Here is a 21,913-nt window from a genome sequence, read left to right on the forward strand (position 1 = left end):
CTCTGCCGGTTCGCGTGACGACTGGCACACGCATCTCGACACGATTACAGATGAGGGTCTCCCACGTGCTTGAAGCCTACCGTCAACAGGTTGAAGAACGCGCCCAGCAGGGCATCCCGGCGAAGCCGCTGAATGCAGAGCAGACCGCTGATCTGGTCGAACTGCTCAAGAATCCGCAGGCCGGTGAAGAAGAGTTCATCCTCGACCTGTTCACCAATCGCATCCCGCCGGGCGTCGATGAAGCCGCTTACGTCAAGGCTGGCTTCCTGACCGCCATCGTGCGTGGCGAAGCTTCTTCACCGCTGATCGACAAGACCCACGCCACCAAGCTGCTCGGCACCATGCAGGGCGGCTACAACATCGCCACGCTGGTCGAGCTGCTGGACGACGAGTCCATGGCCAAGGAAGCCGGCGAACAGCTCAAGCACACCCTGCTGATGTTCGATGCCTTCCACGATGTCGCCGAGCGCGCCAAGGCCGGCAACACCGTCGCGCAATCCGTGCTGCAGTCCTGGGCGGACGCGGAATGGTTCCTGTCAAAGCCCGCCCTGGCGGACAAGATCACCCTGACCGTCTTCAAGGTGCCGGGCGAGACCAACACCGACGACCTGTCCCCGGCGCCTGACGCCTGGTCACGTCCGGACATCCCGCTGCACGCCAACGCGATGCTCAAGAACCCGCGTGATGGCATCATCCCGCAGGAAGAAGGCGTCATCGGCCCGCTGGCCCAGATCGAGGAAGTGAAGGCCAAGGGCTTCCCGGTCGCCTACGTCGGCGACGTGGTCGGTACCGGCTCCTCACGCAAGTCCGCCACCAACTCCGTGCTGTGGTTCTTCGGTGACGACATCCCGAACGTGCCCAACAAGCGCGCTGGCGGCTTCGTGTTCGGCAACAAGATCGCGCCGATCTTCTTCAACACCATGGAAGATGCCGGTGCCCTGCCGGTGGAAATGGACGTCGAGAAGATGGCCATGGGCGATGTCATCGACATCTACCCGTACGAAGGCAAGGTCTGCCGTCACGACACCGACGAAGTCATCTCCACCTTCTCCCTCAAGACGCAGGTCCTGCTGGACGAAGTGCGTGCTGGCGGCCGTATCCCGCTGATCATCGGTCGCGGTCTGACCGACAAGGCACGTACCGAGCTGGGACTGGACGCCTCTGACGTCTTCCGTCTGCCGGAGCAGCCGAAGGATACCGGCAAGGGCTTCACCCTCGCGCAGAAGATGGTCGGCAAGGCCTGCAACATGGAAGGCGTGCGTCCGGGCATGTACTGCGAGCCGAAGATGACCACCGTCGGCTCCCAGGACACCACCGGCCCGATGACTCGCGACGAGTTGAAGGATCTGGCATGTCTGGGCTTCCAGGCCGACCTGGTGATGCAGTCCTTCTGCCACACCGCCGCCTACCCGAAGCCGGTCGATGTCGAGACTCACCACACCCTGCCGGACTTCATCATGAACCGCGGCGGCGTGTCGCTGCGTCCGGGCGACGGCATCATCCACTCGTGGCTGAACCGCATGCTGCTGCCGGACACCGTCGGTACCGGTGGTGACTCCCACACCCGCTTCCCGATGGGCATCTCCTTCCCGGCAGGCTCTGGCCTGGTGGCCTTCGCCGCCGCGACTGGCGTGATGCCGCTGGACATGCCGGAATCCGTGCTGGTGCGCTTCAAGGGCAAGCGTCGCCCGGGCATCACCCTGCGTGATCTGGTCCACGCCATCCCGCTGTACGCCATCAAGCAGGGCCTGCTGACCGTCGACAAGTCCAACAAGAAGAACGCCTTCTCCGGCCGCATTCTGGAAATCGAAGGTCTGGAAGATCTCACCGCAGAGCAGGCCTTCGAGCTGTCTGACGCCTCTGCCGAGCGCTCCGCCGCGGGCTGCACCATCACGCTGTCCGACGAGAGCGTGACCGAGTACCTGACGTCCAACATCACCCTGCTCAAGTGGATGATCGCCAACGGTTACGGCGATGCCCGTACCATCGAGCGTCGTATCGCCGGCATGGAAGAGTGGCTGGCCAACCCGAGCCAGATGCGTGCCGACAAGGACGCGGAATACGCCGAGATCATCGAGATCGACCTCGACGAGATCGATCAGCCGGTGTTGTGTGCCCCGAACGACCCGGACGATGCGCGTCTGCTGTCCGACGTGGCCGGCCAGAAGATCGACGAGGTCTTCATCGGCTCGTGCATGACCAACATCGGTCACTTCCGTGCCGCCGGCAAGCTGCTCGAGAAGCAGCCGGCCGGTAGCCTGAAGACCAAGCTGTGGCTGGCACCGCCGACCAAGATGGACCAGCACCAGCTGACCGCCGAAGGCTATTACGGCATCTACGGCCGTGCCGGCGCGCGCATGGAAATGCCAGGCTGCTCACTGTGCATGGGTAACCAGGCACGTGTGGCTGCCAAGTCCACCGTGGTGTCCACCTCCACGCGCAACTTCCCGAACCGTCTGGGCGACGGCGCCAACGTCTTCCTGGCGTCTGCCGAACTGGCCGCCATCGCCGCGGTCATCGGTCGTCTGCCGAGCGTCGAGGAGTATCAGGGCTACATGGGCGAATTCGATGCCATGGCCGGCGAGATCTATCGCTACCTGAACTTCCATGAGATCGAAGAGTTCCAGAATGCCGCCTCCAACGTGATTCCGGTCACTCAGGAAGCCTGATCAGGCGAGGCGCCGGGCTCCAATGTCCGGCGCCTCTCTGGACCGCAGCCGTCACTGGTCACGCCAGAGCTGCCAGCGAGACAACGAAACGGGCCGCCCCATCAGGGACGGCCCGTTTTTTCATGCCTAGCGTTTCGCCCGCCGCCCGAGACGGCCTGACGACCTGCTCGGCCTAGAACTTGTAACCGACAGAGGCCGTGAAGGCATCTACCTGATAGTCGCTGTCGAAGTCATAACGCTCGTATTCGGCACGGATCAGGAACGGATCGAGATTGACCTGGGCACCGGCACCATAGACCGGGTCGAAGCCGTCATTGTCCTTCAGGTCGACACTGGAATCGCCCAGATTGCCGTCGACATCGGTTTCCCACTTGGCCATGCCCGCCTTGGCGAACAGCGAGAAGTACTGGCCGATCGGCAGGATACCCACCACGTTGACACCGTAGGCCTTGGACTTGAGATCGGTATTGCCGAAGTCATTGCCCTTGAGCTGAACGGTCCCGAGATCCGTATAGAAGGCTTCGGTGGCGAAGTACGGGTTGTACTGATAGCCCACGAAGGCCTTGTAGACGTTGTCGTCATCATCCACGTCGAAGTCATCGCTGCCGGAGTCGATGAAATCGCCGGCCTCATCGGAATCATCGTTCTTCAGGCTGGAAAAACCGGTACCGGCACCGATATAGAGCCCTTCGGTGGCATTGCCTGCCGCCTGGGCGTGACCACTGAGCGCCAGAGCGAGAGCGGCGAAGGAAACGGTGGCCAACGGGGCGGCCAGAAGACGTGACTTGCTCATGTGTTGCTCCTTGATCCAATGGGCGGCACAGGCGGATACCTGCCAGAGGCAGTCTGGTTCAACGTCGCCTGCCATGGGTGCAGGAGCATCGTGGTAGATATCGAACGGTGTTTCAAGAGTGGCGTTTTCACTACTTCCCACGTCGCCAGTCAGCAACATGCCCTCGTGACCCTCCCGTCCCTCGCTTGCACGCGCCCGAGGCCCGCTTAGCCCTTCGCACAGGTGCAAAGCCTTGGCGTATCGGGCATTCTCGACGTTGTGGCATTGCAGCAATCGCCAGCGCTCCGTCCCCAAGCGACCCTCACCGGGCCGCCCAGCACAAGGAATCCGACATGACGCACTCCATCTCCACCCCCGATCTCTGCGATGAGTTCCCTGATGTGCAAGTCCTCGAGCCCCTGTTCATCAACTACGGCGGCGTCGAGTCCTTTGGCGGCGAAGTCGTGACCATCAAGTGCTTCGAGGACAACTCGCTGGTCAAGGCGGCAGTCGCGGAACCCGGTGCAGGGCGCGTGCTGGTCGTCGATGCCGGTGGCTCGATGCGCTGCGCCATGCTGGGCGACATGCTTGCCGAGCAGGCCGCCAAGAGCGGCTGGGCCGGCGTGATCATGTATGGCTGCATCCGTGATGTCGACGAGATCCACGCCACCCAGCTCGGCGTGCAGGCACTGGGCTGCTACCCGCGTCCCAGCATCAAGCGTGGCGAAGGCCAGCGCGACATCCCGGTCACCTTTGCCGGTGTCACCATCGTGCCGGGCGACTTCCTCTATGCCGACAACAACGGCATCGTCACCTCGAAGGAAGCGCTGATTCGCACCCAGCCGACGCCCTGACCGGTTCCCGACCACCGGTCGAACCGTTCAAGCCCCCAATGAAAACGCCCCCGCAACCGTTCTGGCTGCGGGGGCGTTTTCCTGTCAGTCGTGTCTGTCTCAGCGCACGCTGACCGGCTCACCTGCTGCAGTGTCCTGGCGCTCGGCGACCGCATCATCGGCACGCGCGAAGCGATCCACCACGGCGGCGCAGGCCGCGTCACCGGTGATGTTGAGCGCGGTACGCGTCATGTCGAAGATACGATCCAGCGCGAACAGCAGCGGCAGGCCCTCGATGGGAATGCCGGCCGCCAGCAGCACGGCAACCACCAGGAACGACGGCCCCGGCACGCCAGCCTGACCGATGGCACCCAGGGTTGCGGTGAACACGATGGCGGCGTAGGCGGAGAAGCCGAGATCGACGTTGAAGACCTGGGCGAAGAACATCGCCACCAGCCCGTAATAGATGGCGTTGCCGCTCATGTTGATGGTCGCGCCCAGCGGCAGCACGAAGGCCGTCGTGGCATTCTTCAGGCCCAGCTCCTTCTCGCAGACTTCCATGTTGACCGGCAGGGTCGCCATGGAGGACGCCGTGGACAGCGCGACGGCCTGCGGCTTCTTCATCACCGACAGGAAGCGACCCAGCGGCACGTCAGAGCCGAACTTGACCACCAGCGGGTAGAACACGAAGCCATAGATGAGGATGGCGCCCATGTAGACGAGGAACAGCTTCATCACCAGGGTCAGCACATCGAAGCCGAAGGTGCCGACGGCATCCGCCATCAGACCGAAGACGCCGATCGGCGCGATCAGCATCACCACGTTGATCATCCACACGAAGGCCTCGATGACGGTATTCAGGCCTTCGATCAGCGGCTTGCCACGCTCGCCGGTCTTGGACAGGCCAATGCCGAGAAACAGGCAGAACACCAGAATCTGCAGGATGTTGGCATCGGTGAGTGCGCCGAAGATATTGGTCGGCACCATGCCCAGAATGGTATCCATCACGCCCGGCACGCTGCCCTTGTCGGCGTAGGCGTTGGAGAACATGCCCTTGGCGCTTTCCAGATCCACCCCACTGCCCGGCTGGAACACATGCCCCATCACCAGCGCCAGCATCACCGCCACGGCTGAGGTGAGCATGAAGAAGGCGAAGGTGGAGAGACCGATCTTGCCGGCAGAAGGGCTATCGCCCAGATTGGCGGCTCCCGACACGATGGAGACCGCGATCAGCGGTACCACCAGCATCTTGATCAGGTGAATGAAGAGCTCACCGAGTGGCGCGAACATCGCGGCGCTCTCGCCCATGTAAGCGCCTACACCAGCGCCCAGTATCATGGCGATGACTACCTGGACGCCGATGTTCTTCCATAAAGACTGTTTCACGTTACGACTACCTTGGATTGTGTCTGAAAGGTCGGTTGTTGCGTGCCACCGCATTGCTGGCTACCGGTGAGGCCTGCCGTCATGGTCACCATGGATGCATGGTCATCATGGATTCATAGCCACCATGGATATTGTGGTCAGCGGGGTGGCTGGGATTATAAATGACTGCCTTTTCCACACGAGGCAGGATGATCATCATTTAGTCGCGGATTCGAGATCATTTTGTTGCTATTTGTTACGAACTGACATGCTTCTGCCGGTTTCTACACCATTGGTCTAGTGTCGCGAGCTGACCATCCATTCAGTTTTCGGGCGAGAAAATGAAAAGCGCCCACCGCACATTATGTGCAGTGGGCGCTAGATCAGCCGGCGACTGGCGCCAGCATCTGGTAGTGCGCCAGCCTAGGGCCTCTCACGGGATCAGATACCGAGGCTGGGCATCACATCCGCTCGCGAGCGGGATCAGGCCAGTTCCTTGTCCGCCAGCATGAACCAGGTTTCCAGCACGGAATCCGGGTTGAGGGAGACGCTGTCGATGCCCTCTTCCATCAGCCACTTGGCCAGCTCCGGATGATCCGACGGCCCCTGGCCGCAGATGCCGACGTACTTGCCCTGCGCCTTGCAGGCACGGATCGCCATCGACATCAGCTGCTTGACCGCCGGATTACGCTCATCAAAGAGGTGAGCGACGATGCCGGAGTCGCGATCCAGTCCCAGGGTCAGCTGGGTCAGGTCGTTGGAGCCGATGGAGAAGCCGTCGAAGTGCTCGAGGAACTGATCCGCCAGCAGCGCGTTGGTCGGCAGCTCGCACATCATGATGACGCGCAGACCGTTCTCGCCACGCACCAGGCCATTCTCGCCCAGCAGCTTGATGACCTGCTCCGCCTCGCCGGTGGTACGCACGAAGGGCACCATGATCTCGACGTTGGTCAGCCCCATCTCGTCACGCACACGCTTGAGGGCACGGCATTCGAGATCGAAGCAGTCGCGGAAGGTGTCGGACACGTAGCGCGAGGCGCCACGGAAGCCCAGCATCGGGTTCTCTTCGCCCGGCTCGTACATCTTGCCGCCGATCAGGTTCTCGTACTCGTTGGACTTGAAGTCCGACATGCGCACGATGACCTTCTGCGGGTGGAAGGCGGCCGCCAGGGTGGAGATGCCCTCGACCAGCTTGTCGACATAGAAGTCGACCGGACTTGCGTAGCCGGCGGTGCGCGCATCGATGGTCTGCTGCAGGTCGATGGGCAGGGTGGCGTAGTCAAGCAGCGCCTTGGGGTGCACGCCGATCATGCGGTTGATGATGAACTCGAGACGCGCCAGGCCCACACCGGCATTCGGCAGACGCGAGAAGCTGAAGGCGCGGTCCGGGTTGCCGACGTTCATCATGATCTTGAACGGAATCTCCGGCATCTCGTTGACGCTGGTGACGGTGCGGTCGAAGTTGAGGATGCCGTCATAGACATGCCCGGTATCGCCTTCGGCGCAGGAGACCGTCACTTCGCGGCCTTCGGCGAGCACCGAGGTGGCATCGCCACAGCCGACGACGGCCGGGATGCCCAGCTCACGCGCGATGATCGCCGCGTGGCAGGTACGGCCGCCACGGTTGGTGACGATGGCGGAAGCGCGCTTCATGACCGGCTCCCAGTCCGGGTCGGTCATGTCGGTGACCAGCACGTCGCCGACCTGCACCTTGTCCATCTGCTCCGGGTTGTCGATCACGCGCACCGCGCCCTGGCCGATACGCTGACCGATGGCACGCCCGGTCACCAGGGTGCGGCCCTTCTCGCGCAGCTGGAAGCGCTCGAGATTGCCGCCCTCTTCCTGGCTGACGACCGTTTCCGGACGCGCCTGGACGATGTAGAGCTTGCCGTCATCGCCGTCACGCGCCCATTCGATGTCCATCGGACGCTGGTAGTGCTTCTCGATGATCATGGCCTGGCGCGCCAGTGCCTCGACATCGGCGTCGCTGATGCAGAAGCGATGACGCTCCGGTACCGGCACGTCGACGGTCGCCACGGAACGCCCGGCGCTGGTGTCGTCGGTGTAGACCATCTTGATCAGCTTGGAGCCCAGGTTGCGGCGCAGTACCGCCGGGCGACCCGCTGCCAGCGTGGTCTTGTGGACATAGAACTCGTCAGGGTTGACCGCGCCCTGTACCACGGTCTCGCCCAGGCCCCAGGAGCCGGTGACGAAGACGGCGTCGCGATAGCCGGATTCAGTGTCCAGGGTGAACATCACGCCGGAAGCGGCCGTCTCGGAGCGCACCATCTTCTGCACGCCGGCAGACAGCGCGACCAGCGAGTGATCAAAGCCCTTGTGCACGCGGTAGGAGATGGCGCGGTCGTTGAACAGTGACGCGAACACCTCGTGAACCGCACGCTTGATGTTGTCGAAGCCTTCGATGTTGAGGAAGGTTTCCTGCTGACCGGCGAAGGAAGCGTCCGGCAGGTCTTCCGCGGTGGCGGAGGAGCGCACGGCAACCTTCAAATTCGGGTGCCTGGCCTGCAGCTCGGCATAGGCACGTTCCATCTCGGCCTCGAAGGCCGGCGGCAGCGGCGTATCGATGATCCACTGACGAATCTCGGCACCGACGCGCGCCAGTTCGACCACGTCATCCACATCGAGAGCATCGAGGGCGGCATTGATACGCTTGTCGAGGCCTTCGTGAGCCAGGAACTCGCGATAGGCAAAGGAGGTAGTCGCAAAGCCGCCGGGCACGGTGACACCGGCATCGGCCAGATTGGAGATCATCTCACCGAGCGAGGCGTTCTTGCCGCCAACGCGATCAACATCGTTCATGCCGAGCTGATCGAAATCGACGACGTATTCGGATGTGGCTTGCTGTGACAAGGGAACCCCCTGGTACCAATGGATGGAAACGAATGACCGATGGAGGACGTTGAACCGCCTTCCGTTCAGCAATGACGCCACCCTAACAAGCTCTCTCTAGTATTAGCCATTGGTCTAACCGGCTAGTCAGTGGAGGAGGACTACAACCCTGAGACTGTTTCAGGCGTTCTGTCGCCATCGTCGCCGAACATGTCGACAAGCCAGAAACGGCCGCTACAGGAATGTAGTCATGGGCTACTCTGCCGGAGAACGGGAACACGAGATTTCCCATATCGCACCACTGGCCATCCGCCGGATATTGCAAGCACGACAGTGAACGCCGACACTTGGGACTTCACGAGACGACACCCTGCGCCGGGTTGTGTCTTCGATTCGTTCTTCACGAGTGCCCGTCATGACCCGAACCGCCTTCTTCATTTCCGATGGAACCGGTATCACCGCCGAGACACTGGGACGCAGTCTGCTGGCCCAGTTCGAGAACACCGACATCCGCATGGTGACCAAGCCCTACATCGACTCCTCCGAGAAGGCCACGGCGCTGGTCAAGGCCATCGAGAGCGCCCACGCCACGGACGGTGAGCGCCCCATTATCATCGACACCATCGTCGATCAGGACATCCGTGACATCATCTCGGAATCCTCCGGTTTCAAGGTCGACATCTTCTCCACCTTCCTCAAGCCACTGGAAGAGGAGCTGGATACCCACTCGTCCTACAGCGTCGGCAAGACCCACTCCATCGGTCAGGATGATGTCTACATGAACCGCATCGATTCGGTGCATTTTGCCCTCGACAACGATGATGGAGCGCGCACCCACCAGTACGACAAGGCCGACGTCATCCTCATCGGCGTCTCACGCTGCGGCAAGACCCCGACCTCGCTGTATCTGGCCTTGCAGTTCGGCATCCGCGCGGCCAACTACCCGCTGACCGAGGATGATCTCGACGAATCCGGCACCCTCAAGATGCCGGCGTCACTGGCGCAATATCGCCACAAGCTGTTCGGACTGACCATCGACCCGCGCCGCCTGGCTGCCATCCGTACCGAGCGTCGCCCCAACAGTCGCTACTGCTCGATCGACCAGTGTCTGCAGGAAGTCGAGCAGACCGAGGCGCTGTTCCGCCGCTCCAAGGTGCCCTACATCGATACCACGCGCTTCTCGATCGAAGAGATCTCGACGCGCATGATCGCCGAGACCGGCCTGGCACGCCGCTTCTCACCACGCTGATACCCGTCGCTACGTTACGCCCCCAACAACACACATCGACCACAACAACCCCCCTACTCACGCAGGAAGTCTCCCCATGTTCCACACCAACCACTACTTCGACGGCCAGGTGGCCTCCATCGCCTTCCAGAGCGCAGATCTGCCTGCCACGGTCGGCGTGATGGCCATCGGCGAATTCGTGTTTTCCACCAGCCAGCGCGAATACATGACCCTGATCAGCGGCGACATGCAGGTACTGCTGCCGGGTGCGGAAGAGTGGTACCAGCTTGCCGCCGGGGAAAGCTTCATCGTCGAAGCCAACCAGAGCTTCGAAGTGCGCACTACGGTCGAATCCGCCTATCTGTGCAAGTACGAAGACGCCTAAGGCACTGGGAAAACAGCCGCCTAAGGCACTGGAAAAACAGCCGCCTGAGGCACTGGTAAACAGCCGCCCAAGGCGCTGAAAGCCAGACATGAAGAAGCCGCCGTACCCTCTCGGGCCACGGCGGCTTTTTTTCGTCACGACGACTGTCTCTCGCTACCAGGCTCAGGCGCGCTGCCTGAGGACCGAGCGCAGCGCCAGATAACTGATACCACCCATCAACAGGTAACTTGTCGCTACCCCGGCAAAGATACCGATCACGCCATACAGGGCGCCGCCCAGCCAGGCCAGCGGCACCAGCAAGGCGAACAGACGCACCAGCGAGAGCATCATCGCGCGGCGCGGCTTGTGCAGCGCATTGAGGCTGGAATTGGCGAGAATGATCACGCCCTGTGCCCCGAGGGCGGCGGGAATCAGCCACAGATAGGTGCTGACCAGTCCCGCGACCTCCTGACTCTCGGCGAAGCGCGCCGCGATCCACTCACCGCCTAGCCCGAGCCCCAACCAGACCACCAGCTGCCAGACGAGAATGAAGCCGAGTATGCCGTGGATGGCTCGCCATACCCGCCGGTGCTGCCCGGCACCATCGTTCTGGCTGATGAAGGGTGACAGCGTCATCGAGAGTGCCAGCACCAGAATCAGCGCCAGTGACTCGATGCGTGAACCGATGCCATAGGCCGCGACGGCGGCATGACCATGCTGACTGACGATCCGCGTGACCAGCGCCGTGGCGATCGGCGTCATCACGCTGGTCATGGCCGCAGGCAAACCGATGGCCCCCACTTCTCGCCATGAGGTGATCAGACGTGTCAGCGACAGCTGATGCAGATCCAGCCGCGCGCGCAACAATGGCAATGCCAGCAAGCCCAGCGTCATCGCCAGCCACGACAGCACCGTGGCCAGCGCCGCGCCCGCAACCCCCATGCCCTGCCAGTCGCCGACGCCGAAGATCAGCAGCGGGTCGAGCAGCGCATTGAGACCCCCTGCCGCCGCCATCACCAGCGAGGGCACCAGGGTATTGCCCTCGGCGCGCAGCACGCTGCCCAGCACGCGTGGCAGCAACACGAAGGGCGCCCCGAAGTACCACACCTGCATGTAGTCCTGGATGTGCGGCATCAGGGTGTCATCGGCCCCCAGCAGCCCGAACAGCGGCCCGATGCTGACAAGCCCCGCCACGATCATCATGACGCCCAGCAGCAGCCCCAGCAGACTGGCATCCGTGGCCCGCGCCTTGACCGTCTCGAACTCGCCACGCCCGAGCCTGCGCCCCACCACGGCGGTGGTGCCGATGGACAGACCGATGGCGATGCTGATGACGGCAAAGGTCACCGGAAAGGTGAAGGTGACCGCCGCCAGCTCCGCGGTGCCCAGCTGGGCGATGAACCAGGCATCCACCAGGTTGAACAGCATCATGGTGACGATGCCGCCGATCACCGGCCCCGTCATGCGGGCAAGCGTCGAGGCGATCGGATCACGCAGCAGGTCACGCCGACCACGCGGGGACGGGCTTCTGGCAGAGGAAGAGGACGTGGGGTTGGCAGGCTCAGGCATGCAGGCTCCGGACAGTAAACGGCCCCGTCAGGCGAGCTGCCTGCGGGGCCATCGGGGGCTATCGATCGTACGATCTGTCGTGCAATCCGTCGTGCAGGACGGGCACAGTGTAAGACATCCGCGCGGCGAGAGCAGTTCCCTTGCGGCTCAGGGGGCTGCAAGCCGGACTAGTTGCCCTGCATGAAGGGCGAGATGACTTCGCCTCCCGACTCACGCCAGGCCGCGAAGCCACCCCCGAGATGGGCGACCGGCCCGAATCCCATGTCCTTGAGCGACTTGGTGGCCAGCGCCGAGCGCAGTCCGCCGGCGCAGAACAGCACATAACGTCCCTCACGGGCGAAATCGGCACGGTGATAGGGCGAAGCCGGGTCGACCCAGAACTCCAGCATGCCGCGTGGCGCATGGATGGCCCCGGGAATGCGGCCTTCCCGCTCCAGCTCACGCACATCGCGGATATCCACCAGGATCAGGAGTGTACCGCCTGCGCGAGACTCCTCCAGCGCCTGACGCAGCGCCTCAGGCGACAGGGTGTCGATCTCCTTCTCGGCCGCTGCCACCAGCTCACTGACCGGTCGAATCATGGGGTCCTCCTTGCAGATGATATCATCCTGATGATGCATGCCACTCACCGCCTGCGTGACACCTCACACATCCGCCTCGCCGCAACGATAGAAACGCTGGATGCTCGAGAAATCGAGACGTCCCGCACCCTGGGCGGCATGCTGGGCGAACAGGTTACGCGCCTGGGAGCCCATTGGCACTGCCGATTTCGAGCCCAGCGCCATTTCCCAGGCAAGGCCGAGATCCTTGGCCATCAGGTCCACCAGGAAGCCGCCCTGATAGTCGTTGGACGCAGGTGCCGCCTCCATCACCCCGGGCCAGGGGTTGTAGACGTTGAGCGCCCAGTTGCCGCCGGAGGACTGCTTCATCACCTCCGAGAGCACGGCCGGGTCCAGTCCGTTCTTGACCCCCAGCGCCAGCGCCTCGGCGGTGCCGCTCATCAGGATGCCCAGCAGCATGTTGTTGCAGATCTTGGCGACCTGACCGCTGCCGGCCGGGCCGGCATGGAACAGATTCTTGCCCATCACTTCCAGCAGCGGCACGGCACGCGCATAGCCGTCGGCCTCACCACCGACGATGAAGCTCAGGGTGCCGGCACGTGCGCCACCGACCCCGCCCGACACCGGGGCGTCCATGAAGGTGATGCCACGCTCGGCGGCATGGCGAGCGACCAGCCGGGCATCATCCGGCGCGATGGTCGAGGCGTCGATCACCAGTACCGAAGCGTCGAGTGTCGCCAAGAGGCCACCCTCGCCGTCTTCCTTGTCACCCAGATAGAGCTTTCGCACGTGCTGCCCCGCCGGCAGCATGCTGATGACGACGTCAACGCCCTCTGTCGCCTGGCGTGGCGACTCGGCGCGTGAGGCACCCGCCTCGACCAGCTGGCTCATGGCCGACTCGACCAGATCGAAGACCTTCACCTCATGGCCGGCCTTGACCAGATTGAGGGCCATGGGGCCGCCCATGTTGCCGAGCCCGATGAAACCGATGGATGTCATGGCAATGCTTCCTTGTGAACAGGTTCTTGTTGTCATTGGCGTCCGGCGGCATGTCCGCACCTGCCGCCCGTGCTGAAAAGCGCGCTTATAGATCCATCAGCGGATGCTCGTCCTCTTCCCACAGCGGCGCGAAGAAGCCGTCGATGTATTCCTCGGAGACCTGCGCGATCGAGGCATAGGCCCACTGCGGCTGCCTGTCCTTGTCGATCAGCAGGGCGCGTACTCCTTCGGCAAGCTCGGTGCCCATGCAGCAGCGCACCGACAGGGTCAGCTCGTCGCGGAAGGCTTCCGCCAGCGAGGAGTGGCGATGGCGTGCCAGCATGCGAAATACCAGATGCGGGGAACTGGGGCAGCCGGCTTCCAGACGCTCGCGATTGGCGTTCAGCCATGCATTGCAGTCACTGCGCGCCTGGGGATCATCGAGGATCCGCTGACAGGCCTTCAGCACTTCGCGCCCGGCGACCAGCTGCTGAAGATGATCAAAGAGCGGCATGACCTGTCCCGGCGGCGCCAGCTCACGGCGCTCGAACTCGCTCAGCACCTGGCTCAGATGACGCGACGGGTGACGGCCGAACTCCCCCTCGCACAGCGCCTGCTTGAGCGCCTCGCGCTGCGCGTCGGGAATCAGGCGTGTCGCAAGCCCGAGATCCAGCGCATCGCGGGCATTCAACTGCGCGCCGGTCACTCCCAGATACTCGCCGATGCCACGCGGCAGGCGATTGAGCAGCCAGCTGGCCCCGACATCCGGGTACAGACCGATGCTGACCTCCGGCATCGCCAGCCGTGAGCTTTCGGTGACCACGCGCTCGCAACCGCCGGCGAACAGCCCCATGCCGCCGCCCATCACGATGCCGCCGCCCCACACCAGCAGCGGCTTGGGGAAGGTATGCAGCCGGTGATCGAGCCGGTATTCCGCGGTGAAGTAGCGGGTGGCGAAGAAATCCTCCAGCGCTTCAAGAGGGTCTGCGCCTTCGCTTGCCGGTGCGGTGGTCATCGCCTGATAGAGCGCCACGATATCGCCACCGGCACACAACGCACGCTCGCCGGCGCCTTCCAGCCACACCATGGCGATGCTGCTGTCCAGCTCCCAGGCATCCAGCTGGGCCTCGATGCGCTCGATCATGGCCAGCGACAGCGCATTCAGCGAGCGCGGCGCATTCAGGCGCATGATGCCCAGCTGCTTGCCGTCGCGGGCGCGACGCGTCTCGAACACCACGGGCGCCTCGACATCGGTCGCGGCCTTGGCAGTGACACCTTCTATCTGGCTCATGAGCGCCCTCCTCCCTTCACCTCTTTCTGATGCGAGACCCACTGCGGTGCACGCTTCTCCAGGAAGGCACTCACGCCCTCCTTCTGGTTGGGGTCATCGAACAGCTCGACGAACAGCTCGCGTTCCATGCGCAGGCCATCGCTCATGCCGCGATGGCGAGATGACATGATCAACGCCTTGCAGCGCGCCACCGCACTCGGGCTCTGGTTGGCGACGCTCTCGGCCATCGCCAGCGCGCGCTCCAAGCTCTGGCCGGTCTCGACCACCTCTTCGGCCAGCCCGATGCGGCCGGCGGTCTCGGCATCCACCTGCTCACCACACAGGATCATGCGCTTGGCCCAGCCCTCCCCGACCAGCCACGGCAGGTGCTGGGTGCCGCCCGCGCACGGCAGCAGACCGACCTTGGCCTCCGGCAGCGCCAGTTTCGCCTGACGCTCGACGATACGGATATCGCAGGCCAGCGCGCATTCAAGCCCACCGCCCATCGCGTAGCCGTTGACGGCGGCGATCGTCACGCCGGGGAAGTTGGCCAGCCGCTCGAAGGCCAGCCCGAAGCGGCGCGCCATGGTGGCGGCCACGCCCTTGTCACCGTCGGCGAAGGTCTTGAGATCGGCGCCGGCGGAGAAGAACCTGTCGCCCTCACCGGTAATCACCACCGCACTGACGCTGCCATCGCCCTCCAGCTCATCGAGCAACTGCTCCAGCTCGATCAAGGACGCCTCCGTCCAGGTGTTGGCCGGCGGATTGTTGATGGTGACACGGGCGATATGACGATCCTTCTCGAGAACGAGGCATGGCCCTTGATTGGATGACATCACGTAACTCCCTGAAAAGGTGGTAACCACTGACGAATTGAAGTGGAGGCGCCGTTACGCCAGCGACTCGATCATCCCCGGCGTCAGAAGACGGCGCGCGATGATCAGACGCATGATCTCGTTGGTGCCTTCCAGAATCTGGTGCACACGGGTGTCCCGCACCAGCCGCTCCAACGGGTACTCGCGGATATAACCGTAGCCGCCATGCAGCTGGAGTGCCTGATTGCAGACCTCGAAGCCCATGTCGGTGGCAAAGCGCTTGGCCATCGCACAGTGGGCGCTGGCCTCGCCGTCACCCTCATCGAGCTTGAAGGCCGCCAGTCGCACCAGGGTGCGTGCGGCGGTCAGTTCGGTGGCCATGTCGGCCAGCTTGAACTGCAGGGCCTGGAACTGCGCCAGCTCGCGCCCGAACTGCTTGCGCTCGCCGAGATAATCCCGCGACAGCTCCAGCGCCTTCTGGGCCGCGCCCAGCGAGCAGGTGGCGATGTTGATGCGTCCGCCATCCAGCGCCTTCATCGCGAAACGGAAGCCCTCGCCCTCCTCGCCCAGACGATTGCCCGCCGGGACCCGCACGCGATCGAAGCTCACCAGCCGGGTCGGCTGGCTGTTCCAGCCCATCTTGTCTTCCTTCTTGCCGTAGCTGATGCCGTCGGCATCCGCTGGCACCACGAAGGCCGAGATACCCGCCGCGCCGCTATCCGGCTCGCCGGTGCGCGCCATCACCACCAGCACGTCCGTCGCCCCGGCACCGGAGATGAACATCTTGGAGCCACTCAGGTAGTAGTCATCGCCGTCACGCTCGGCGCGGGTGCGCAGACTGGCGGCATCACTGCCGCTGCCCGGCTCGGTCAGACAGTAGGAGCCGAGCTTGTCGCCCGCCACCATCGCCGGCACCCACTGCTCGCGGCACTCGTCACTGGCGAAGCTCGCGATCATCCAGCCGACCATGTTGTGGATGGTGATGTAGGCGGTGGTCGAGATGCAGCCGGTGGCCAGCTGCTCGAGAATGATGGAGCTGTCCAGACGCGGCAGGCCAAGACCGCCATGCTCCTCGGGGACATAGAGCCCCATGAAGCCCGCCTCACCCGCCTTCTTCAGCGTCTCGATGGGGAAATGGGCCGTGGCGTCCCACTCGGCGGCATGCGGGGCAAGCTCGGCATCCGCGAAGGCACGCGCGCCCTCCTGCAGGGCACGCTGGTCATCGGTCAGCGAAAAGTTCATGCAGCTGCCTCCTGTTGTCCTTGTTCTTTATCTCCAGGCCCGCCGAGTCCTCGGCGGGCTTGCGAAGAGAGCCATCAGCGGTCTTGTGAAGAGAGCCCTCAGCGCATCTGAATAGAGAAGTTGGGCTGATTGCCCTCGGCCGGCGCATCATCGAACCAGCGCGCCGTCACCGTCTTGGTCTCGGTATAGAAGCGCACCGCCTGCTTGCCATAGGCATGCAGATCGCCGAAGAAGCTGCCGCGCCAACCGGTGAAGGAGAAGAACGGCAGCGGCACCGGAATCGGCACGTTGATGCCGACCTGACCGACCGCGATCTCATTCTGGAAGCGACGCGCCGCCCCGCCGGAACGCGTGAAGATGGAAGTGCCGTTGCCGTAGGGGTTGTTGTTGATCAGCTCGATGGCCTCGGACAGATCCGCCGCCTCCATGCAGCACAGCACCGGCCCGAAGATCTCCTCGCGATAGAGCACCATCTCCGGCGTCACCTTGGAAAACAGGCACGGCCCCAGCCAGTTGCCGTCGGGATAGCCCGCCACCGAGATGCCGCGACCGTCCAGCAGCAGCTCGGCCCCTTCCTCGACGCCCTGCCCGATCCAGCCCGTCACGCGCTCCAGCGCCTGCGGCGAGATCAGCGGTCCGTAGCTGGCGCCCTTGTCATTCCAGGCACCGGGGCGCACCTCGGCCAGCGCATCACGCACCCGAGCGATCAAGGCCTTCGAATCACCGACGAAGACCGCCACCGAGATCGCCATGCAGCGCTGACCCGCCGCACCGACACTGGCCCCGACCAGCGCATTCACCACTTGGTCCGCCGGAGCGTCCGGCATGATCACCATGTGGTTCTTGGCACCCGCGAAGCACTGGGCGCGCTTGAGGTTGTCGGTGGCGGTACGATAGATGTGCTGCCCCACCGGTACCGAACCGACGAAGCTCACGGTGCGCGGTGTCTCGTGGGCCAGCAGGTGATTGACCTGATCGCGCCCGCCCTGCACCACGGTCAGGATGCCCTCGGGCGCTCCCGCTTCCATGAACAGCTCCGCCAGACGCAGCGTGGTCAGCGGTACCTGCTCGGAAGGCTTGAGCACGAAGGCATTGCCGCAGGCGATGGACAGCGGGAACATCCAAAGCGGTATCATGGCGGGGAAGTTGAACGGCGTGATGCCCAGGCAGACACCCAGCGACTGGGTCACGGAGTAGCTGTCGATGCCGGTGGCGACGTTCTCCACCGTCTCGCCCATCAGCAGACTCGGAATGTTGGCGGCATGCTCGACCACCTCGATGCCGCGCCAGACATCGCCCTTGGCGTCCTCGAAGGTCTTGCCCAGCTCATGGGAGATGATCTCGGCCAGCTCGTCATGGTGCTGCTTGAGCAGATGCTGATAGCTGAGCATCAGACGGGCACGGGTCGGCACCGGGGTGTTGCGCCAGCGCTGGAAGGCCTTCTCGGCATGCACCAGCGCCTCGTCCAGTTCGCTGAGCGGCGTCAGTGGAACACGCGCCACTTCAGCGTTGGTGGCCGGGTTGGTCACGCTCAGGTGCTGATCGGCGGAGCTTGCGACAAACTGGCCATTGATCAGCTGTGGCAATACCAGTGGTGCGCTGTCACCGGCGACGACGGCGCGCAGTCGTGACAGCAACTCAAGCGAGCCGTTTGCGGACGTGAGGGTAGTCGAAGACATGACGTGGCATTCCTGTGTCTGTTGTTATTGGGTGAAGGACGGCGTGTCAGCAGAGCCGGAGACGTCAGCCATAGCCATCTTGCCGAAAGCGGCAAGCCGACATTGCGATCTGACTCAACCTAGCATCTGCTTGGTTGGCTGCAAATACTATTACCCTTTACGTTAACGTAAACAATGCTAGTCTGTAGAAAATTCACGGCCAGACGCCGCTGGCATCCACTGCGCAGAGGGGCATGCCATCTCCTCGGCGCACACAGCATTCGGAGCGGCAGTGCCCATGACGGATACGATGATTACCTCAACGCCTGACACCCAGAACCCGACAGCCTCCGAGAGTCCGGACGATGGCGTCGGCATGGAAGGCCTGCTGAGTGCCACCAGCACCAGCGACGCCATTCGCCCGACCCAACGCACCTGGAGCATCGGCGAGCTGGCACGTCATTTCGACGTGACCACACGCACCATCCGCTTCTATGAGCAGGAAGGCCTGCTGCATCCCCAGCGACGCGGCCAAACGCGCATCTATCACGACAAGGACCGCGTGCGCCTCAAGCTGACGCTGCGCGGCAAGCGGCTGGGATTCTCGCTGGCCGAGATTCGCGAGGTGGTGGATCTCTACGATGCCGCGGATGGCGGCGGCGAGAAGCAGCTCACGAGGCTGCTCGACATCCTGGCCGAGAAACGTGAAGGACTGGAGCGCCAGCTGCGCGACCTCACCGCCATGCAGCGCGAGCTGGACGATGTCGAGACGCGGGCGCGGGAAGCGCTGGCCCGCCTGACGACACACGGATGATGCGCGACACCCGTCACCCTCTTCCAACACCTTTGAGAGCATCACGACAGCAAGACCGATAACGACAACAAGCACCATGACATTCACGCCGCCGCCCCCTGGCGGCGTGACCGCCCGCCGGGCGGCTCCCCCTGAATACGCCTTGCCACACCAATAACAACCAGGGACACAGGACAACGCCATGTCACAGGACGCCATTGCCACACGCCAGTCTCTCAGCTATCTGAGCACCCTCTCCGACACTCCCCTGATGGGGGAAACCATCGGTGACTGTCTCGATCGCATCACCGCGCGCTGGCCCGAGCGCGACGCTCTGGTCAGCCGTCATCAGGGGCTGCGCTACACCTGGGCCGAGCTGCATGCAGAGGTCGAGCGCGTGGCGCGCGGCCTGCTGGCGATGGGGATCGAGCGCGGCGACAGGGTCGGCATCTGGGCACCCAATCGCGCCGAGTGGACCTTGATCCAGTACGCCACCGCCAAGATCGGCGCGGTGCTGGTCAATCTCAACCCGAGCTATCGCGGCCATGAGCTGGCCTATGCGCTCAAGCAGTCCGGCGCGGCGACGCTGATCTTCCAGGCACGCTTCAAGGCCTCGGACTACGTCTCGATCCTCGAGGAGCTGTTCCCTGAGGCCAGGGAGGCCCGCGGCCGTGATGGCATTCACAATGGCGCGCTGCCGGACCTCAGGCGTCTGGTCTGCTTCGAGGCCGAGGATGCCCTGCCCGGCATGCTCCACTGGCAGGATGTGCTGGGCGGCGCCGGAGAGGTCAGTCTCGAGACACTCCAAGAACTGCAGGCCAGCCTGACCTTCGATGACCCGATCAACATCCAGTACACCTCCGGCACCACCGGGGCCCCCAAGGGGGCCACGCTCTCGCATCACAACATCCTCAACAATGGCTTCTTCGTCGCCGAGCGCATGAATCTCACGGAGCACGACAAACTGGTGATGCCGGTGCCGCTCTATCACTGCTTCGGCATGGTGATGGGCAATCTGGGCTGCCTGACCCACGGGGCGACGATCATCTACCCCGAGGCGGGTTTCGATCCGCTGGCCACGCTGCAGGCGGTCAGCGAGGAAGGCGCCACCGCGATGTTCGGCGTACCGACGATGTTCATCGCCGAACTCGAGCACCCGCGCTTTGACGAGTTTGATCTCTCCAGCCTGCGCACCGGCACCATGGCGGGTTCCATCTGCCCCATCGAGGTGATGCGCCAGGTCATCGAGCGCATGCACATGCGCGAGGTCACCATCGCCTATGGCATGACCGAGACCAGCCCGGTGAGTCTGCAGACCACCCGCGAGGCACCGCTGGACAAGCGTGTCTCCACCGTCGGCACCCTGCATCCCCATCTGGAGATCAAGATCGTCGACCCCGAGACAGGCCAGGTGGTCCCGCGCGGCGAGAAGGGCGAGCTGTGCACACGCGGTTACAGCGTGATGCTCGGCTACTGGAACAACCCGGACGCCACCGCCAAGGCCATCGACAGTGGCCGCTGGATGCATACCGGTGATCTCGCCACCCTCGATGAGGACGGTTACGTGACCATCGTCGGGCGCATCAAGGACATGATCATCCGCGGTGGCGAGAACATCTATCCCCGCGAGATAGAGGACTTCCTCTACACCCATCCTGCCGTGTCGGACGTGCAGGTGATCGGCGTGCCCGATGAGCGCTATGGCGAGGAAGTGATGGCCTGGGTCAAGCTCAAGGAAGGCGAGCAGCTGGATGCCGAAGGCCTCAAGGCGTTCTGCCAGGGCAGAATCGCCCACTTCAAGGTGCCGCGCCATATCAAGTTCGTCGAGGAATTCCCGATGACCGTCACCGGCAAGATCCAGAAATTCAAGATGCGCGAAACCGCCACGGCGGAGCTGGGTCTCAAGGCATGAACGGGCACTTCGGAGGGCCACGGAGAACAAGCGCATGAGTCACGACACGCCGGGAGGCGATGACGCCTCCTCCGCTCGCCACCTGAGCACGGCCTGTGCCCAGGTGGCGCACTACGCGCCCCCTCGGCATCACGCGGCACTGGAGGAGGCACTCGAGGCATTGATCAAGGCGCATCCTGAGCCCGTCCTGCCGCCCTCGGTGCTGGCAGGGCTGGATCAGCTGCATCTGGGAGGCGCGGCCGGCAGCCGCGAGTTGCTGGCGATGGCGGCTCTCGAGACCCCCGAGGGCATGCCACTCGCGATTCTCGAGCCCGGTGCCGGGCTCGGCGGACTGGCACGCATGCTGGTCAGTCAACATGCCAGCGTCGGGCATCACGTCACCACCCTGGATCTCTCGGAGAGCCTCTGCCAGCTGGCCATCGCGCTCAACCGTGCCACCGGCCTGCGCGAGCGTATCCGAGTGCTGGAGGGTGACGCCTGCTATCCCGAGCTGCATCCCGCCCTGACGGGGCGACATGTCGACCGCATCCTGAGCCAGCACCTGCTGGTCCATCTGAGCGACAAGACCGACGTGTTGCGTCAGTGGCATGACTGCCTCAACGATGACGGCTATCTGGTGCTGCATGAGCCGGTGCTCAGCGTCCAGGCACAAGCCTTCCATGAGCGTCCGCAGCTGCCGGTGCCCTGGGCACTGACACCCCGCGCCGATCACCTGGCCAGCTGCGAGGAACTGCACGAGGCGATGGCCAACAGTGGTTTCGAGGTCGAGGCGCACGCCGAACTGACGCCTCAGGTGCTCGCCTGGCAGGCGCGGCGTCTGCGCACACCCTCCCCCGGCGCCCCCGGCCAGCCCCCACTCTCGCCCGTCCAGCGTGCCAGCCAGGCGCTGACACCGGAGCTGATCTTCGGGCCGCATTTCCCGACGATGCAGCACAATCTGGCCGAGGCGCTGGAGGCCGGCTGGCTGGAAGTGCACCTGTGGCGACTGCGCAAGCGCCGCCATCCATGACGGTGATGAGCCTGGAGGTTTCCCGC

Annotated in this window: 17 protein-coding genes; 7 read left to right on the forward strand and 10 right to left on the reverse strand. The window is 63.8% G+C overall.

Annotated features, from left to right (window positions below):
- Positions 1-65 precede the first annotated feature (65 nt).
- On the forward strand, positions 66-2,669 hold the full coding sequence (acnB, locus tag QD172_RS06805; protein WP_077375609.1) for a bifunctional aconitate hydratase 2/2-methylisocitrate dehydratase: 2,604 nt from the start codon (positions 66-68) through the stop codon (positions 2,667-2,669).
- 172 nt (positions 2,670-2,841) lie between these two features.
- Here the strand turns inward: acnB and QD172_RS06810 are convergent, their stop codons facing one another.
- Positions 2,842-3,462: a porin family protein gene (locus QD172_RS06810; RefSeq protein WP_077374780.1), complete on the reverse strand. Its 621-nt coding sequence runs from the start codon at positions 3,460-3,462 to the stop codon at positions 2,842-2,844.
- Positions 3,463-3,794: 332 nt separating this feature from the next.
- Here QD172_RS06810 and rraA point away from each other — a divergent pair, with 332 nt between their 5' ends.
- Complete coding sequence (gene rraA / locus QD172_RS06815; protein ID WP_077374783.1) at positions 3,795-4,295, forward strand: ribonuclease E activity regulator RraA; 501 nt, start codon at positions 3,795-3,797, stop codon at positions 4,293-4,295.
- A gap of 99 nt (positions 4,296-4,394) precedes the next feature.
- Here the strand turns inward: rraA and QD172_RS06820 are convergent, their stop codons facing one another.
- On the reverse strand, positions 4,395-5,660 hold the full coding sequence (locus QD172_RS06820) for a dicarboxylate/amino acid:cation symporter (protein WP_218015147.1): 1,266 nt from the start codon (positions 5,658-5,660) through the stop codon (positions 4,395-4,397).
- Between the two features lie 462 nt (positions 5,661-6,122).
- On the reverse strand, positions 6,123-8,510 hold the full coding sequence (ppsA, locus tag QD172_RS06825; RefSeq protein WP_255304432.1) for a phosphoenolpyruvate synthase: 2,388 nt from the start codon (positions 8,508-8,510) through the stop codon (positions 6,123-6,125).
- A 394-nt stretch (positions 8,511-8,904) separates the two neighbouring features.
- Here ppsA and QD172_RS06830 point away from each other — a divergent pair, with 394 nt between their 5' ends.
- Positions 8,905-9,738 (forward strand): pyruvate, water dikinase regulatory protein, encoded by an 834-nt coding sequence (locus QD172_RS06830; RefSeq protein WP_077374789.1) that lies wholly within the window; start codon positions 8,905-8,907, stop codon positions 9,736-9,738.
- 76 nt (positions 9,739-9,814) lie between these two features.
- Positions 9,815-10,102: a pyrimidine/purine nucleoside phosphorylase gene (locus QD172_RS06835; protein ID WP_077374792.1), complete on the forward strand. Its 288-nt coding sequence runs from the start codon at positions 9,815-9,817 to the stop codon at positions 10,100-10,102.
- A 162-nt stretch (positions 10,103-10,264) separates the two neighbouring features.
- Here the strand turns inward: QD172_RS06835 and QD172_RS06840 are convergent, their stop codons facing one another.
- From QD172_RS06840 to QD172_RS06870, 7 genes are all read right to left on the reverse strand, one after another.
- Complete coding sequence (locus QD172_RS06840; RefSeq protein WP_279855317.1) at positions 10,265-11,650, reverse strand: MATE family efflux transporter; 1,386 nt, start codon at positions 11,648-11,650, stop codon at positions 10,265-10,267.
- Positions 11,651-11,817: 167 nt separating this feature from the next.
- On the reverse strand, positions 11,818-12,231 hold the full coding sequence (locus QD172_RS06845; protein WP_279855318.1) for a rhodanese-like domain-containing protein: 414 nt from the start codon (positions 12,229-12,231) through the stop codon (positions 11,818-11,820).
- A gap of 63 nt (positions 12,232-12,294) precedes the next feature.
- Positions 12,295-13,209, reverse strand: a complete 915-nt coding sequence (gene mmsB, locus QD172_RS06850) for a 3-hydroxyisobutyrate dehydrogenase (protein ID WP_084208097.1) — start codon at positions 13,207-13,209, stop codon at positions 12,295-12,297.
- An 85-nt stretch (positions 13,210-13,294) separates the two neighbouring features.
- Positions 13,295-14,479: an enoyl-CoA hydratase/isomerase family protein gene (locus QD172_RS06855; protein WP_077374801.1), complete on the reverse strand. Its 1,185-nt coding sequence runs from the start codon at positions 14,477-14,479 to the stop codon at positions 13,295-13,297.
- The gene (locus QD172_RS06860) at positions 14,476-15,294 is read right to left on the reverse strand and encodes an enoyl-CoA hydratase (protein WP_077374805.1); all 819 of its coding nucleotides are present in this window, start codon (positions 15,292-15,294) and stop codon (positions 14,476-14,478) included. The genes QD172_RS06855 and QD172_RS06860 overlap by 4 nt, the downstream gene beginning before the upstream one ends.
- Before the next feature lie 54 nt (positions 15,295-15,348).
- Positions 15,349-16,515, reverse strand: coding sequence for an acyl-CoA dehydrogenase family protein (locus tag QD172_RS06865; RefSeq protein ID WP_136938721.1), 1,167 nt, complete (start codon positions 16,513-16,515; stop codon positions 15,349-15,351).
- Positions 16,516-16,613: 98 nt separating this feature from the next.
- Positions 16,614-18,194 carry a CoA-acylating methylmalonate-semialdehyde dehydrogenase gene (locus QD172_RS06870; protein WP_279855319.1) on the reverse strand — a complete coding sequence of 527 codons (1,581 nt, stop codon included), beginning with the start codon at positions 18,192-18,194 and terminating at the stop codon, positions 16,614-16,616.
- Between the two features lie 355 nt (positions 18,195-18,549).
- On the opposite strand from QD172_RS06870, the gene QD172_RS06875 reads away from it, so the two are divergent.
- The 3 genes from QD172_RS06875 (at position 18,550) to QD172_RS06885 (ending at position 21,887) form a co-directional block, all read left to right on the forward strand.
- Positions 18,550-18,987: a MerR family DNA-binding transcriptional regulator gene (locus QD172_RS06875; protein WP_077375619.1), complete on the forward strand. Its 438-nt coding sequence runs from the start codon at positions 18,550-18,552 to the stop codon at positions 18,985-18,987.
- Positions 18,988-19,168: 181 nt separating this feature from the next.
- Positions 19,169-20,878 carry an AMP-binding protein gene (locus QD172_RS06880; protein ID WP_279855320.1) on the forward strand — a complete coding sequence of 570 codons (1,710 nt, stop codon included), beginning with the start codon at positions 19,169-19,171 and terminating at the stop codon, positions 20,876-20,878.
- A gap of 34 nt (positions 20,879-20,912) precedes the next feature.
- Positions 20,913-21,887 (forward strand): class I SAM-dependent methyltransferase, encoded by a 975-nt coding sequence (locus QD172_RS06885; RefSeq protein WP_279855321.1) that lies wholly within the window; start codon positions 20,913-20,915, stop codon positions 21,885-21,887.
- Positions 21,888-21,913 lie beyond the last annotated feature (26 nt).

The organism is Cobetia sp. 10Alg 146 (assembly GCF_029846385.1).
Lineage (GTDB): Bacteria > Pseudomonadota > Gammaproteobacteria > Pseudomonadales > Halomonadaceae > Cobetia > Cobetia marina.